The sequence below is a fragment of the Propioniciclava sp. genome, from assembly GCF_047602245.1.
GTDB lineage: Bacteria > Actinomycetota > Actinomycetes > Propionibacteriales > Propionibacteriaceae > Propioniciclava.
Genome location: NZ_JASGHT010000001.1, coordinates 2,745,247 through 2,760,144 on the forward strand (window position 1 = coordinate 2,745,247; position 14,898 = coordinate 2,760,144).

Annotated in this window: 12 protein-coding genes and 1 pseudogene; 8 read left to right on the forward strand and 5 right to left on the reverse strand. The window is 68.8% G+C overall.

Annotated elements, in window-relative coordinates:
* Positions 1–17 precede the first annotated feature (17 nt).
* Complete coding sequence (locus tag QM708_RS12990; RefSeq protein WP_415109231.1) at positions 18–476, reverse strand: PTS sugar transporter subunit IIA; 459 nt, start codon at positions 474–476, stop codon at positions 18–20.
* 285 nt (positions 477–761) lie between these two features.
* On the opposite strand from QM708_RS12990, the gene QM708_RS12995 reads away from it, so the two are divergent.
* Positions 762–1,535: a DeoR/GlpR family DNA-binding transcription regulator gene (locus tag QM708_RS12995; protein WP_415109234.1), complete on the forward strand. Its 774-nt coding sequence runs from the start codon at positions 762–764 to the stop codon at positions 1,533–1,535.
* Positions 1,536–1,597: 62 nt separating this feature from the next.
* Positions 1,598–3,676, forward strand: a complete 2,079-nt coding sequence (uvrB, locus tag QM708_RS13000) for an excinuclease ABC subunit UvrB (RefSeq protein ID WP_415109237.1) — start codon at positions 1,598–1,600, stop codon at positions 3,674–3,676.
* Between the two features lie 22 nt (positions 3,677–3,698).
* Here uvrB and QM708_RS13005 read toward each other — a convergent pair whose 3' ends face one another.
* Positions 3,699–4,298: an MBL fold metallo-hydrolase gene (locus QM708_RS13005; protein WP_415109240.1), complete on the reverse strand. Its 600-nt coding sequence runs from the start codon at positions 4,296–4,298 to the stop codon at positions 3,699–3,701.
* Between the two features lie 109 nt (positions 4,299–4,407).
* Positions 4,408–5,121 carry a maleylpyruvate isomerase family mycothiol-dependent enzyme gene (locus QM708_RS13010; RefSeq protein ID WP_415109243.1) on the reverse strand — a complete coding sequence of 238 codons (714 nt, stop codon included), beginning with the start codon at positions 5,119–5,121 and terminating at the stop codon, positions 4,408–4,410.
* A gap of 112 nt (positions 5,122–5,233) precedes the next feature.
* Between QM708_RS13010 and uvrA the strand changes: the two are divergent.
* Positions 5,234–8,077, forward strand: a pseudogene (gene uvrA, locus QM708_RS13015) (excinuclease ABC subunit UvrA); the annotation flags it as partial.
* 10 nt (positions 8,078–8,087) lie between these two features.
* Here the strand turns inward: uvrA and QM708_RS13020 are convergent.
* The gene (locus tag QM708_RS13020) at positions 8,088–8,828 is read right to left on the reverse strand and encodes a HEAT repeat domain-containing protein (protein ID WP_415109246.1); all 741 of its coding nucleotides are present in this window, start codon (positions 8,826–8,828) and stop codon (positions 8,088–8,090) included.
* Positions 8,829–9,183: 355 nt separating this feature from the next.
* Here QM708_RS13020 and QM708_RS13025 point away from each other — a divergent pair, with 355 nt between their 5' ends.
* The gene (locus QM708_RS13025; RefSeq protein WP_415109249.1) at positions 9,184–9,366 is read left to right on the forward strand and encodes a hypothetical protein; all 183 of its coding nucleotides are present in this window, start codon (positions 9,184–9,186) and stop codon (positions 9,364–9,366) included.
* 9 nt (positions 9,367–9,375) lie between these two features.
* On the opposite strand, the gene QM708_RS13030 is transcribed toward QM708_RS13025, so the two are convergent.
* Positions 9,376–9,780 carry a Rieske (2Fe-2S) protein gene (locus QM708_RS13030; protein WP_415109252.1) on the reverse strand — a complete coding sequence of 135 codons (405 nt, stop codon included), beginning with the start codon at positions 9,778–9,780 and terminating at the stop codon, positions 9,376–9,378.
* Between the two features lie 201 nt (positions 9,781–9,981).
* Here QM708_RS13030 and uvrC point away from each other — a divergent pair, with 201 nt between their 5' ends.
* The 4 genes from uvrC to whiA are packed head-to-tail and all read left to right on the forward strand — an operon-like array spanning position 9,982 to position 14,788.
* Entirely contained in the window at positions 9,982–11,940 is a 1,959-nt protein-coding gene (gene uvrC, locus QM708_RS13035) for an excinuclease ABC subunit UvrC (RefSeq protein WP_415109255.1), read from the forward strand.
* Between the two features lie 7 nt (positions 11,941–11,947).
* On the forward strand, positions 11,948–12,811 hold the full coding sequence (rapZ, locus tag QM708_RS13040; protein WP_415109258.1) for an RNase adapter RapZ: 864 nt from the start codon (positions 11,948–11,950) through the stop codon (positions 12,809–12,811).
* Positions 12,808–13,761 (forward strand): gluconeogenesis factor YvcK family protein, encoded by a 954-nt coding sequence (locus QM708_RS13045; RefSeq protein WP_415109261.1) that lies wholly within the window; start codon positions 12,808–12,810, stop codon positions 13,759–13,761. Before rapZ ends, QM708_RS13045 begins: the two co-directional genes overlap by 4 nt.
* Before the next feature lie 40 nt (positions 13,762–13,801).
* Positions 13,802–14,788: a DNA-binding protein WhiA gene (whiA, locus tag QM708_RS13050; RefSeq protein WP_415109264.1), complete on the forward strand. Its 987-nt coding sequence runs from the start codon at positions 13,802–13,804 to the stop codon at positions 14,786–14,788.
* Positions 14,789–14,898: the final 110 nt, after the last annotated feature.

The following is a 14,898-nucleotide window of genomic DNA, read 5'->3' on the forward strand; positions in this document are numbered from 1 at the left end:
CTTTCGATTGTTCTTGTTTATTCTTCGAACCCACGCATGGCGTGGACGATGTCGAAATACTCCTGGGCCGTGGTGGCGTCGGAGAGTGCCTTCATGAATTCGGCGTCCTGCAGGTTCTGCAGCAGCACCTGCAGCAGCTTGACGTGCCCGTCGGACCGGGTGAACCCGAGCATGAAGATGAGCCGGACGGGATGCTCGGCCTCGTTGCGGCCCATCTCGTTCCAGGTCACCGGCGCGGCGAGGCGGGCGGCCAGGATGAACGGCTCGTTCAGGTGCTCGGGATCCGAATGCGGGATGGCCACGGCCTCGGGCTGCAGCGGCAGGGCGGTGGGGAACCGTGCCTCGCGCGCCTTGATCGCCTCACGGAACGACTCCTTGACATAACCCAGGCGAAGGAGTTCGTCGACGGCGTGGTCGAAGAAGTCGTGCTGGTCCGCGGTCTCCAGGTCGAACTGGATCAGCTCCCGTTTGATCATGTCGCGTTGCATAAATCTGGCCTCCTTTGGTCAGCGGGATGGCGGTGGCGCGTTCCTCGGGCGAGCCGACGGCCAGGCCGGAGCCGGTCGTCCAGCCCGCGTTGGCTGGCGTCTACGACGGACTGTAGCAATCAGTGAGATAGAGTCACAAGAGATACGTGAAAAATTCGCAGACGTGTGGGGTGGGGCCTACCGCGGCGGGGCTGCGGGCAGTGCCGGCGGGGTGTCCGTCGTTGTCGGGCGCTTCGTGAGCGCCATCGGCGGCGCGCCGCTAGAGTGCGCGGTGTGAACAGGCAACAGCGACGGCTCCTGCTCGCCGACCGTGTCGCCGAAGGGGGCGAACTCGGGTTCGCGGACGCCGCCGCGATGTTCGGCGTGTCCGAGATGACGATCCGCCGGGACGTCGAGGCGCTCGAGGCGCAGGGCCGTGTCCGCCGGGTGCCGGGCGGGATGATGAGCATCCGCGGGGGCAACGGCTACGAGCCGCCGTTCTCCTCGCGCGTGATGACGCAGGCACGCGAGAAGGCGGATATCGCCCGGGCGGTCGCCGACCTGCTGGTGCCCGGATCACGGGTGATGATCGACACCGGCAGCACCGGGCTCGCCGTCGCCAAGGCCGTCCGCGGGCGCGGGCTCGGGCTGACCGTGCTCACCCCCAACCTGCTGGTCGCCATGCAACTGGTCGACGAACCCGACACCTCGGTGTTCCTCACCGGCGGGGAGCTACGCCAGGGCGAGATGAGCCTGATCGGCCCGGCGACGGTGCAGTCGCTGACCGCCTACAACCTCGACACCTACGTGATGTCGGTGGCGGGAGTGGACGCCGAACGGGGCATCTCCGACTACAACGTCAGCGAGGCCGCCACCAAGCGGGCCGCGGTCGCGGCGTCCGATCGCGTCATCGTCTGCGTGGACGCGAGCAAGCTCGACAAGGTCTTCCTCACCAACGTGGCCGCGTTCGCCGAGGTCGACGTCCTGGTGACCGACGGGGAGGCTGGGAACCGCTCGGTGCTCGCCGCACGGGACGCCGGCGTCGAGGTCGTCCTGGTCGCGCACTGACCGACCCCGCGCGCAGACCTGCGTGGAGAAGAATTGTCGGAGCCCCCTTCTAAGCTGAACGCATGCGACCGGTCAGTGACATCACCCGACGCGTGGCCCCCTTCCAGGTGCACGCGGACTTCGAGCCGGCCGGCGACCAGCCGGCCGCCATCGACGAACTGGAACGGCGCATCGAGGCGGGGGAGAACGACGTCGTCCTGCTCGGCGCGACCGGTACCGGCAAGACCGCGACGGTGGCCTGGCTGGCCGAGCGGCTGCAGCGCCCGATGCTGGTGATGCAGCCCAACAAGACCCTGGCGGCGCAGTTCGCCAACGAACTGCGGCAGTTCTTCCCCGACAACGCGGTGGAGTACTTCGTCAGCTATTACGACTACTACCAGCCCGAGGCGTACGTCCCACAGACCGACACCTACATCGAGAAGGACTCCTCGCTCAACGAGGAGGTCGAACGGCTCCGCCACTCGGCGACCAACTCGCTGCTGACCAGGCGCGACGTGATCGTGGTGGCGACCGTGTCGGCCATCTACGGCCTGGGCACCCCGCAGGAGTACGTGGACCGGATGGTCCGGCTGCGAGTGGGGGACAGTCACGACATGGACGCCCTCGCCCGCTCGCTGGTGTCGATCCAGTACGCGCGCAACGATCTGTCGCCGACCCGCGGCACCTTCCGGGTGCGTGGCGACACGATGGAGATCTTCCCGATGTATGAGGAGAACGCCGTCCGGGTGGAGTTCTTCGGCGACGAGATCGAGGCGCTGTCCACGCTGCACCCGCTCACCGGCGAGGTGCTCAGCGAGGACGAAGAGGTGTACGTCTTCCCGGCGTCCCACTACGTGGCAGGCCCCGAGCGGATGGAGCGCGCGATCGGTGGCATCGAGACCGAACTGGGCGAGCGGTTGAGCGAGCTCGAGGCGTCCAACAAGCTGCTGGAGGCGCAGCGGCTGCGGATGCGCACCGGCTACGACATCGAGATGATGCGCCAGATCGGCACCTGCTCGGGCATCGAGAACTACTCCCGGCACATCGACGGACGCGGCCCGGGCACCCCGCCGAACTGTCTGATCGACTACTTTCCCGAAGACTTCCTGCTCGTCGTGGACGAGTCGCACGTGAGCATTCCGCAGATCGGCGGCATGTACGAGGGAGACATGAGCCGCAAGCGCACCCTGGTCGAGCACGGGTTCCGGCTGCCGAGCGCGATGGACAACCGTCCGCTGCGGTTCGAGGAGTTCGTGGAGCGGATCGGGCAGACCGTCTACCTGTCGGCGACCCCGGGGCCGTACGAGCAGGCGAAGGCGGACGGATTCGTCGAGCAGGTGATCCGCCCGACCGGCCTGATCGATCCCGAGGTGATCGTGAAACCGACCACCGGGCAGATCGACGACCTGATGGGTGAGATCCGCGAGCGGGTGGCGCGCAACGAGCGGGTGCTGGTCACCACGCTGACCAAGAAGATGGCCGAAGACCTCACCGACTACCTGATGGAGCACGGCGTCCGCACCCGCTACCTGCATTCGGAGGTCGACACGCTGCGCCGGATCGAGCTGCTGCGCGAGCTGCGCCTGGGCGAGTACGACGTGCTGGTCGGGATCAACCTGCTGCGCGAGGGTCTCGACCTGCCCGAGGTGTCGCTGGTGGCGATCCTGGACGCCGACAAGGAGGGCTTCCTGCGCTCGGAGCGCTCACTGATCCAGACCATCGGCCGCGCGGCCCGCAACGTCGCCGGCCAGGTGCACATGTACGCCGACAAGATGACACCGTCGATGGAGGCCGCCATCGACGAGACCAACCGTCGCCGCGCCAAGCAGATCGCCTACAACACCGAGCACGGCATCGACCCGCAGCCGCTGCGCAAGAAGATCGCCGACATCACCGACATGCTCGCCCGCGAGGACGCCGACACCTGGAACGTGGTCGGCGAGTTCGGCGGCGGCAAACCGACCTCACCGGTGCCCACCAAGCGCGGTGAACGCGATCTGTCGGCGTTGCCTACCTCGGAGTTGGCGAAACTGGTCCACGAACTGTCCGATCAGATGCACGAGGCGGCGCGGGAACTGCAGTTCGAGACGGCCGCGCGCCTGCGCGACGAGATCGCCGAACTCAAGAAGACGATCCGCCAGATCGTGGAGGCCACCAAGTGAGGTGGCGTGGCGCCGGCGCCGCTCACCAACCGCGGTCCCACCACTCCCGCAGGTGCGGGCGCTCCTTGCCGAGCGTGGTTGGGTCGCCGTGACCGGGATGCACCACGGTGTCGTCGCCGAAGCGGCCGAAGATCTTGGCCTCCAGATCGGTCATCAGGGAGCGGAAGTCCTCCGGCGTGGTGGTTTTCCCGGCGCCGCCGGGGAACAGGGAGTCGCCGACGAACAGGTGCGCGGCGCCGTGCTCGGGCGTCCAGGCGAGGGTGACCGAGCCGGGGGTGTGCCCGACCAGACCGATCACTTCCAGCCTCACCGCGCCGACATGGACGTGGTCGCCGTCCCAGACCCGGTCGTCGATGCTCACCCCAGTGGCGGCCTCGATCGCGGCGGCGTCTGGTGCGCCGGCGACCAGACGCGCGCCGGTGTGCGAGGCGATCTCCGCGAGGGCGCCGAGGTGGTCGTGGTGGCGATGCGTGGTGACGAGCGTGCCGATCGGGGTATCACCGATCAGCGCGAGCAGAGCGAGAGCGTCGGCGGGGGCGTCCACGAGAAGACCCTCGCCGGAATCGGTGAGCAGATAAGCGTTGTTGGACATCGGGCCGACGACGGTGCTGGTGATCTCCATGCTTGTGTCTACGCCTCGGACGCCGCCACCCGCAAGCGTTCGGGCCCAACCCGTTCCGGCGCGCGGTGTCAGCCGCCGAGCGGGACGGCTCCGCCGACGACCGCGAAGGTCAGCCCGCGAGCGGGAACGTGATGCCCTCGGCGCCGGTGACGCCGTCGCCGGAGGTGCGCCCGGTCAGCCAGGCCCACAGGGCGGCGTCCGGGCCGCTGACTTCGCGGGGCACCCCGACGCCGCCGATCTCGGCGGTCTCACCGGTGTCGGAGACCAGGTTGACGGCGGGCAGCATCGGGTCGTCGCGCATGAGCAGCAGCATCCACTGCAGCAGCCACCGCGCGGGCACGGGCTCGATGTCCTCCCAGGTGAACCCACAGTCGAGGTCGAGATGGTGAATCGTCAGCTCTTGCAGGCGCACCAGCGTGATCACCGAGAGCGGGAACTCGCCGCCGAGGAAGCGCACGGGGGTGAGCCAGTCCTCGACCCGGTCGGCCAGGTTGACCAGTTCGCCGGCCGAGGTGTCCAGGTCGACCTGGAGGTCGATGCCGCTGCGCTCGGCGCCGCGTTCGATGTCGTTGTACTTGGTGTTCGCCGACGGGTAAAGGGGGGCGGGGTCGCCGCTGCGGGCGGCCGCGATCACCCGGCGCAGGGCGTCGGCGTTGCGGGCGACATGGGTCGCCACGTGCGCTCGTGACCAGCCGGGAAGCAGCGACGGGGCCCGCCAGTCGGCGTCGTCGAGGGTGAGGGTGTCACGCAGCAGACTTTGGGTCGCGATCGCGATGCGTTTGCGGACCGGTCCGACCTGGCCCTGGTTGAGGATCGCGAGCATGAGGCAACAGTAACGCCGAAGCCTGTGCGCCGGGGGGACGAACGGGCGTACTGGAACGTTCAATGGTCGCGGTGAGCGGTGCGCGAAAAAACTGTCGGACCCCGCACCTACCATGGTGCGGGTGACTGAACGACTGATCGTGGCGGGTGCTCGCGAGCACAATCTGCGCAACGTGGGGCTGGAGCTGCCGCGCGATGCCCTCATCGTTTTCACCGGGTTGTCCGGGTCGGGCAAGTCGTCGCTGGCGTTCGACACGATCTTCGCCGAAGGCCAGCGTCGCTACGTCGAATCACTGTCGGCCTATGCCCGCCAGTTCCTCGGCCAGATGGACAAGCCGGACGTCGACTTCATCGAAGGCCTGTCCCCGGCGGTCGCCATCGACCAGAAGTCGACCAGCCGCAACCCGCGTTCGACGGTCGGCACGATCACCGAGGTGTACGACTACCTGCGCCTGCTGTACGCGCGCATCGGGCGTCCGCACTGTCCCGAATGCGGCGAGCCGATCAGCAAGCAGTCGCCGCAGCAGATCGTCGACCGGCTGCTCGAACTCGACGAGGGCACCCGGTTCATGGTGCTCGCCCCGGTGGTGCGCGGGCGCAAGGGCGAACACGTCGACCTGATGCGGTCCTATGTGACCCAAGGCTTCACCCGGGTGCGGGTGGACGGCGAGATCCACCAGCTGACCAACCCGCCGGTGCTCGACAAGCAGATCCGGCACAACATTGAGGTGGTCGTCGACCGGCTCGCGGTGAAGCCGACCATCAAGCAGCGGCTCACCGACTCGATCGAGACGGCGCTCGTGCTGGCGTCCGGTGTGGTCGAGATCGAGTTCGTCGACCGTGAGGCCGATGACCCGAAGCGGCACCGCCGCTACTCGGAGAAGATGGCCTGCCCGAACAACCACGACATCTCGCTGGAGGAGCTGGAGCCCCGGCAGTTCTCCTTCAACGCTCCGTGGGGTGCCTGCCCGGTGTGTTCGGGGCTGGGCACGAAGATGGAGGTCGACGTCGATCTCGTCATCCCCGACCGCAGCAAGTCGCTGTCGGAGAACGCGGTCGCCGTGTGGAGTTCGGTGTACGTGTCGGGCTACTTCCAGACGATCTTCCGCACGCTGGCCGACATGTACGACTTCTCCCTCGATACCCCCTGGGAGGATCTGCCCGCCAAGATCCAGGCGCTCATCCTCAACGGCGTCCGCGGCACGCTGCGGGTATCGCACACGAACCGGCACGGCCGCACCACCAGCTACAACGCCTCGTTCGAGGGCGCGCTGCCGTACGTGCGCCGCCGCTTCGCCGAAGCCGAGAGCGACAATGCCCGTGATCGTTTCGGCGGCTTCATGCGGGAGGCCCCCTGTGACGGCTGCAGCGGCGCGCGGCTCAAGCCGACCTCGCTCGCAGTAACGATCGCGGGCCGCAACATCGCCGAGGTGGCCGATCTGTCGATCGCGCACTGCCTCGACTTCATGCGCACCCTGACCCTCACCGAGCGCGAGGCGGCGATCGCGCACCGCGTGGTGAAGGAGATCAACGAGCGACTGCGCTTCCTGCTCGATGTCGGCCTGGACTACCTCACCTTGTCGCGTGCGGCTGGCAGCCTGTCCGGTGGCGAGGCGCAGCGAATCCGGCTGGCGACCCAGATCGGGTCGGGTCTGGTCGGCGTCCTCTACGTGCTGGACGAGCCGAGCATCGGCCTGCACCAGCGCGACAACCGGCGCCTGATCGACACGCTGGTGCGGCTGCGCAACCTGGGCAACACGCTCATCGTCGTCGAGCACGACGAAGACACGATCCGGACCGCCGACCATGTGGTCGACATCGGTCCCGGCGCCGGCGAGCGCGGCGGTGAGGTCGTGGTGTCGGGCACCGTCGCCGAACTGCTCGCCAACGAGCGCTCGCTGACGGGCGCCTACCTCTCCGGACGCCGCAGCATCCCGGTGCCGGCGGTGCGGCGTCCGGGCAACGGCAACAAACTCATCGTGGTGGGCGCGACCGAGAACAACCTGCGCGACGTCACCGTCGAGTTCCCGCTCGGCTGCGCGGTGGCGGTCACCGGCGTGTCCGGGTCGGGCAAGAGCTCGCTGGTCAACCACATCCTGTCCAAGGCCTTGGCGCGGCACCTGTACAACGCCAAGGACGTGCCCGGCCACCACCGCAAGATCACCGGTCTGGAGCACGTCGACAAGGCAATTCACGTCGACCAGTCGCCGATCGGCCGGACGCCGCGGTCCAACCCGGCCACCTACACCGGTGTCTTCGACCGGGTGCGGAAGTTGTTCGCCGAGACCCCCGAGGCGAAGGCGCGCGGCTACCAGCCGGGCCGGTTCTCGTTCAACGTCAAGGGCGGGCGCTGCGAGAACTGCGCCGGTGACGGCACGATCAAGATCGAGATGAACTTCCTGCCCGACGTGTACGTGCCCTGCGAGGTCTGCCACGGGGCGCGCTACAACCGCGAGACCCTCGAGGTGCGCTACAAGGGCAAGACGATCGCCGAGGTGCTCGACATGCCGATCGAGGAGGCTGCGGAGTTCTTCGCGCCGATCAACGCGATCCGCCGCTACATGGACACCCTCGTCGACGTCGGCCTGGGCTACGTCCGGCTCGGCCAGCCCGCCACCACCCTGTCCGGTGGCGAGGCGCAGCGCGTCAAGCTCGCCACCGAGCTGCAGCGCCGCTCGACCGGCAAGACGGTCTACATCCTCGACGAGCCGACCACGGGCCTGCACTTCGAAGACATCAACAAGCTGCTCGGCGTGCTCGGACGCCTCGTCGACCAGGGCAACTCGGTGATCGTGATCGAGCACAACCTCGACGTGATCAAGACCTCGGATTGGGTGATCGACATGGGCCCCGAGGGCGGATCCGGCGGCGGCCAGGTGGTCGCGATCGGCACCCCCGAGGATGTCGCCGCCAACCCGGCCAGCCACACCGGCCAGTTCCTGGCGCCCCTGCTCGCCTGACCCCTTCTCACCTGTCAGCGGTTGGTCGCAGTGCTGAGGTGGGCGAGGCCCCGGCGTCCAGGAGTTTCGCCAGGCGCTTCTTCTTCCGGTTCTCGCGCACGATCCAGGCCACGTCGGCGTCGGGGGCATCGCCGAGAGCGAGAAATGCCGGAATCCCGGGCTCGGGGGCGGCGGCCACGGCCACGCTCCAGCAGTAGCCGAGAGCCTGGCGCAGCGTGCGCACATCCGGGTCGGTGCGCCGCTCGCGCGGCAGCGCGGCAAGGTGATCGGTCGCCCGGCGACACGCCTGTCGTGCGGCGGTGGCCGTTCGGTCGTTCGTGAGCAGCCGAGGCTCGCAGATCCCGGCGACGGCCGCGCGCTGCACGAGAGGGTGGTCATCATCGACCCAGTCGAACACGAGCGCGGTGAGGCGCGAGGCGTCCACGTCGCCGAGACGCTGCAACGCCATCGCGACGGCTTCGCGCACGCGCCACCGATGGTCGGCCGCGTGTTGCCGGAGCGCCGCCTCGACGTCGTCCCCCTCAGCCAGGGCGGCGCCCAGTCCGACCACGCCGCAACACACCAGGTATTCCTCGCCGCTGCGGATCAGGTCGTCGAAGATCGCCCGCTGTCCGGTGTCCGCGACCGTCTGCATGAGGGTGAGATTGGCGCGACGTCCCGGCAGTCCGCTGTGCTCGTTCAGGTAGGAGGGCCACTGCTCGCTCGGCAGAGTGCTGAGCTCATCGGCGTACTGTTTCGCGCTGCTCATGCCCGGCCTTTCCCTGGTGACCGTATCGTCCCAGACCGAGATTGCCGATGATGCGCTGGTCGGAGCAAAACGTACTGCTCAATTCGGGTACGACCAGAAAAACGCCAGTCGGACTGATGTTCCTGATGCGCGGCCGAGATTGAGCAGTACGTTTTGCCCCGCGCATGGTCGCAACGCCCCTGTTCTTCGTGAGTAACCCGGGCGAACGTGACTAACCCGGGTCAAGGTGACGGCGCCGGGCGCAGTGGCTGGACTCCACTCGACAAACAGGGTCCGATCACCCTCAGCCCGACCCGGTACCTTGGGGCGACCGGGAGGTGTCCCGGAGCAACTGGTCACGACGGAGGTCCTCGACATGTCCGATCCACGCAACCGTGGGATGGCGCCGATCCTGATCGGGATCATCCTGATCTTCAAGGGCATCGACATCGTCAGGATGCTCTCCGCGGGCAGCGCGGTTGCATGGCACCACTATCTGACGCTGGTGGTGATTGCCGCGGTCTGGGTAGGCAGCGTGGCGTGGGCGCGCAAGAAGTGACCGGCGTCCTCAGGACGCTGAGACGACGACGTCCTCGCCCTCCAGCACGGCTTTCGCCTCGCGCAGCGGCTTGGTCGCCGGGCCCTGGGTGACCGAACCGTCGGCGATCGAGAACTTGGCGCCGTGGCAGGTGCAGTGCAGGTTGGTGCCGACCACCTCCGACACCGGGCACCCCTGATGGGTGCACATCTTGTTGAACGCCTTGAACACGCCCGCCTCGGGCTGGGTGATCACGAAGTTGGCGTTGTCGAGGATGCGCGCGCCGCCGACGGGGATGCTCGACGCCGGGATCGACAGGGTCGCAGGTCCTGCGGGCGCCGACGAGCCGCTGCTGCAGCCGGTGATCGCTCCGGTGCCGACGGCGAGGGCGGCGAGTCCGGCGGTGGTGAAGAACTGGCGTCGATCGGGCGTCATGCCTAGCAGCCTAGAGAGAAGGAGTCCGGGGCGAGAGCAAATCACTGCACTCGTCGCCGCAGTGCTCCCGGAAAGATCAGTGGGACTGATGTTGTCCAGGCCGCCGCCCAGACGAGTGCAGTGATTTACTCCCGCGGCCGAGCCGCCCCGCGGCACGGGAGCCCGCGAAAAGGGTCGGACCCTCGCGTTAGGCTGGAAAGCATGGCTGATCCGGCGAGCTACCGTCCCGCACCGGGGACGATCCCCACCCAGCCGGGTGTCTACCGCTTCAGCGATCCGGCGGGCACGGTCATCTACGTCGGCAAGGCCAAAAACCTGCGCCAGCGGCTCAACTCCTATTTCGCCGACCCGGCCAACCTGCACTTCCGCACCCAGACGATGGTGCGCACGGCCGCCAAGGTGGAGTGGACGGTGGTGCAGAACGAACTGGAGTCGCTCCAGCTCGAATACACCTGGATCAAGCAGTACGACCCACGGTTCAACATCAAGTACCGCGACGACAAGTCCTACCCGTGGGTGTGCGTCACCTGGGGCGACGAGTTCCCGCGGGTCTTCGTGGGCCGGGGCGCCAAGCGCAAGGGCAACCGCTACTACGGGCCGTACGCGCAGGCGTGGGCGATCCGCGACACGATCGACTCGCTGCTGCGGGTCTTCCCGATGCGCTCGTGCAGCAATGGCGCCTTCCGCAACGCTGCGGCGTCCGGACGCCCCTGCCTGCTCGGCTACATCGGCAAGTGTTCGGCGCCCTGCGTGGGCCGCATCGACGCCGACCATCATCGCGCCATCGTCGAGGACGTCTGCGATTTCCTGGCCGGCAACACCAACCACCTGGTCCGCCGGATCCGCACCCAGATGCTGGCCGCCTCCGAGGAGCTCGAGTTCGAGAAGGCCGCCGTGCTGCGCGATCAGCTGGCCGCGCTCGAGTCGGCCACCGAACGGAACGCCATCGTGCTGGGCGACGCGACCGACGCCGATGTGATCGCCCTGGCCGCCGACGAGTTGGAAGTCGCGATCCAGGTGTTCCACGTCCGGCACGGGCGGGTGCGCGGTGAACGCGGCTGGGTCGCCGACCGGGCCGACGACTCGACGCTGGAGGAAGTGGCCGAGAACTTCTGCCTGCAGTTGTACGCCGATCCCGACCTCGCCGAGATCTCCGGCGGCATCCCGCGCCAGGTGCTGCTGCCGGTCTCCCCGGCGTCCGGCGACGCACTGGCCAATCTGCTCAGCGAGGTGCGCGGCACCAAGGTGAAGGTGAGCGTGCCGCAGCGTGGTGACAAACGGGTGCTGCTCGACACGGTCGCCCGCAACGCTGCCGAGGCGCTCGCGCTGCACAAGACCAAGCGGGCCTCGGATCTGTCCACCCGCAACCGGGCGCTGGAGGAACTCCAGGACGCCCTCGGCCTGGACACCCCGCCGCTGCGGATCGAGTGCTTCGACATCTCCCATCTGCAGGGCACCGAGGTGGTCGCCTCGATGGTCGTCTTCGAGGACGGCCTGGCCCGCAAGTCGGAGTATCGCCGCTTCCTGATCCGGACGGTCGAGGGCAGTAACGATGTGGGCGCGATGCATGAGGTGATCACCCGCCGGATGCGCCGCTATCTCGACGACCAGGCCTCGCTCACCGGTGAGGACGCCGTGCTGATCGACGCCACCACAGGGGTGGCGCGCAAGTTCGCCTACAAGCCGAGCCTGATCGTCGTCGACGGCGGCGCCCCCCAGGTGGCGGCGGCGCAGGCGGCGCTGGACGCGCTCGGCGTGGGCGACATTCCGCTGATCGGGCTGGCCAAGCGGCTGGAGGAGGTCTGGCTGCCGAACGAGGAATATCCGCTGATCCTGCCGCGCAGCAGTGAGGGTCTCTACCTGCTGCAGCGGGCCCGCGACGAGGCGCACCGGTTCGCCATCTCGCATCATCGCGGACGCCGCAGCAAGACGATGGTCGACAGCATGCTCGACGGCGTTCCCGGGCTGGGGGAGCTGCGCCGCAAAGCCCTGCTGACGCACTTCGGCAGCATGCGCAAACTGCGCGCCGCCGGGGTGGACGACATCGCGCTGGTGCCCGGCATCGGCCGCAAGACCGCCGAGGCGGTCAAGGTGGCGCTCGAAGGGCGTGAGGCAACCGAGGCGCTGAACACTGCCACGGGCGAGATCCAACCGACATAATGGCGCCATGAGCGCACCCACCACCCGCTTCGTCGCGATCACCGGAATGTCGGGGGCCGGACGCCGTACCGCCGCCCACACGCTGGAGGACCTGGGCTGGTACGTCGTGGACAATCTGCCGCCGACGCTGCTGCCCAACCTGCTGGAGGTGGCACGGGAATCGGGCTACGACAAGGTCGCGGTCGTGCTCGACGTGCGGACCCGGTCGGAGTTCGAAGACATCCCGGCGGCGTTCGACGAGTTGGGCGCGCGCGGCATCTGGCCGCAGATCCTGTTCATCGAGGCGTCCGATGAGGTGATCGTCCGCCGCCAGGAGTCGGTGCGGCGCCCGCACCCGTTGCAGGAGGACGGCCCGCTGCTGGACGGCATCCGCCGCGAGCGCGAGTTACTGGCCACGCTGCGCGCGGCCGCCGACATGGTCGTCGACACCTCCGATCTGCACGTGCACCAGTTCGCCGACCGGGTCGCGCACGCGTTCAACACCCCCGACGACCGGGCGCTCCGGTTGACGCTGATGTCGTTCGGGTTCAAGAACGGCATCCCGGTCGACGCCGACATCGTGCTGGACGTGCGCTTCCTGCCGAACCCGCACTGGGTCCCCGAGCTGCGCCCGCAGACCGGTCTGTCGCAAGCAGTGTCTGGCTACGTGCTCGGCCAGGCTGCCGCGGACCCGTGGCTGGAGGCGGTCAAGAACATGATCGACGTGCTCGCGCCCGGCTACGAGCGCGAGGGCAAGCGGCTGGCCACGGTCGCGATCGGCTGCACGGGAGGCAAGCACCGCTCGACGGCGATGACCGAGGAGTTGGCCGCGCGTCTGCGCGCCGACGGCCGGGCCGTGCATGTCGTGCACCGCGACCTGGGGATGGAATGAGCGGGCCGCACGACGATCCGCCGGCGGTCGTCGCGCTGGGCGGCGGCCATGGTCTGGCGGCGTCCCTGCGCGCGCTGCGGCGGGTGACCGACCGGCTCACCGCGGTGGTGACGGTCGCCGATGACGGCGGTTCGTCCGGACGCCTGCGCGACCAGTTCGACATCCTGCCGCCCGGCGACCTGCGGATGGCGCTGGCGGCGCTATGCTCCGACGACTCCGAAGGCCGGGTGTGGGCCGACGTGCTGCAGTCGCGGTTCGGCGGCGAGGGCCCGCTGGCCGGGCACGCCATCGGCAATCTGCTGATCGCCGGCATCTGGGAGCGGCTGGGCGATCCGGTGGCCGGGCTCGACATGGTGGCGAAGCTGCTCGGCGTCCGCGGACGGGTGCTGCCGATGGCTGCGGTGCCGCTGGAAATCGAGGCGGATATCTCGGGCCTGGATCCCGATCATCCCGACGAACTGCGCCAGGTGCGCGGACAGGCGCGCGTGGCGGGCTCGCCGGGGGCGGTGCATGAGGTGCGGCTGCTGCCGGCCGATCCGCCGGCCTGCCCGGAGGCACTGGACGCCATCCGCACCGCCGATCATGTGGTGCTCGGCCCCGGCTCATGGTTCACCTCGGTGATCCCGCACCTGCTCGTCCCGGATCTGGCCGAGGCGATCGTCTCCACCCAGGCTCGTCGCGTGCTGTGCCTCAATCTGGTGCCGGCCGATGAGACGGCCGGTTTCACGGCGTCCCATCATCTGGAGGTGCTCGCCGACCATGCGCCGCGGCTGCGGCTGGAGGCGATTCTGTGCGATCCGTCGTTCGCACAGGACGATCCGCAGTTGGCCCGCTACGCCGCCGCCTTGGGGGCGGAGTTGATCGTGGCCCCGGTGCGGGCGCTCGACGGCAGCCCCCGCCATGATGTGAACCGTCTCGCTGTGCTTTTCGCCGACCTGATGGCACGGTGACGCATCGCCGACCGTTGGCCTGATGAGTAGGCTGGCCGTTATGGCATTGACCGCAGAGGTGAAGGCAGAGTTGGCCGCGGTGCCGGTCACGAAGCCGGCCTGCCGCAAGGCAGAGGTGACGGCGCTGCTGCGTTTCGCCGGAAGCCTGCACATCGCCGGGGGCGCGATCATGGTCGAGGCCGACTTGGACACCGGGGCCGCCGCCCGCCGGTTGCGCACCGCGATCGACGACCTGTTCGGCTTCACCTGCGAGTTCGTGGTGGTGACGCCGAGCGGCTTGCGCCGTGGCACGCGCTACGTGGTGCGGTTGATCCGCAACGGCGATTCGCTGGCCCGCCAGACCGGTCTCATCGACGCGCGCGGACGCCCGGTGCGCGGCCTGCCCGCCTCGGTGATCTCCGGCGGCCCCGATATCGCCACCGCGGTGTGGCGCGGCGCCTTCCTCGCGCACGGGTCGCTGACCGAACCGGGCCGGTCGATGGCGCTGGAGGTCACCTGCCCCGGATCGGAGGCCGCGCTCGCGCTGGTGGGCACCGCCCGGCGCCTCGGCGTCCAGGCGAAGGCGCGGGAGGTGCGCGGGATCGACCGCGTGGTGATCCGCGACGGCGACGCGATCGCCACCATGCTGACCCGGCTCGGCGCGCACGAAACGCTGCTGACCTGGGAAGAGCGGCGCATGCGCCGCGAGATCAAGGCGTCCGCGAACCGGCTGGCCAACTTCGACGACGCCAACCTGCGCCGTTCGGCGCGGGCCGCGGTAGCCGCCGGCGCGCGGGTCGAGCGGGCGCTCACCATCCTCGGCGAGGAGGTGCCCGAGCACCTGCGCACCGCGGGACTGCTCCGGCTGGAGCACAAGCAGGCCAGCCTCGAAGAGCTCGGCCAGCTGCACGATCCGCCGTTGACCAAGGACGCCGTGGCGGGCCGGATCCGCCGGTTGCTGGCGACCGCCGACCGGCGGGCGGTCGAGCTCGGCATCCCTGGTACCGAGGCGAACCTCAGCCCTGACATGCTCGACGATGGGGACTGAAACGCGCTCCGGCTAGGAGTGCGGTTCATCCGTCCCAGAGCCGGGTCATAACACCTTCGTAACGTTGGCTTTTTCGCTAGTGTGGGTGGCGTCCAGTTCTCGCCCGGCGT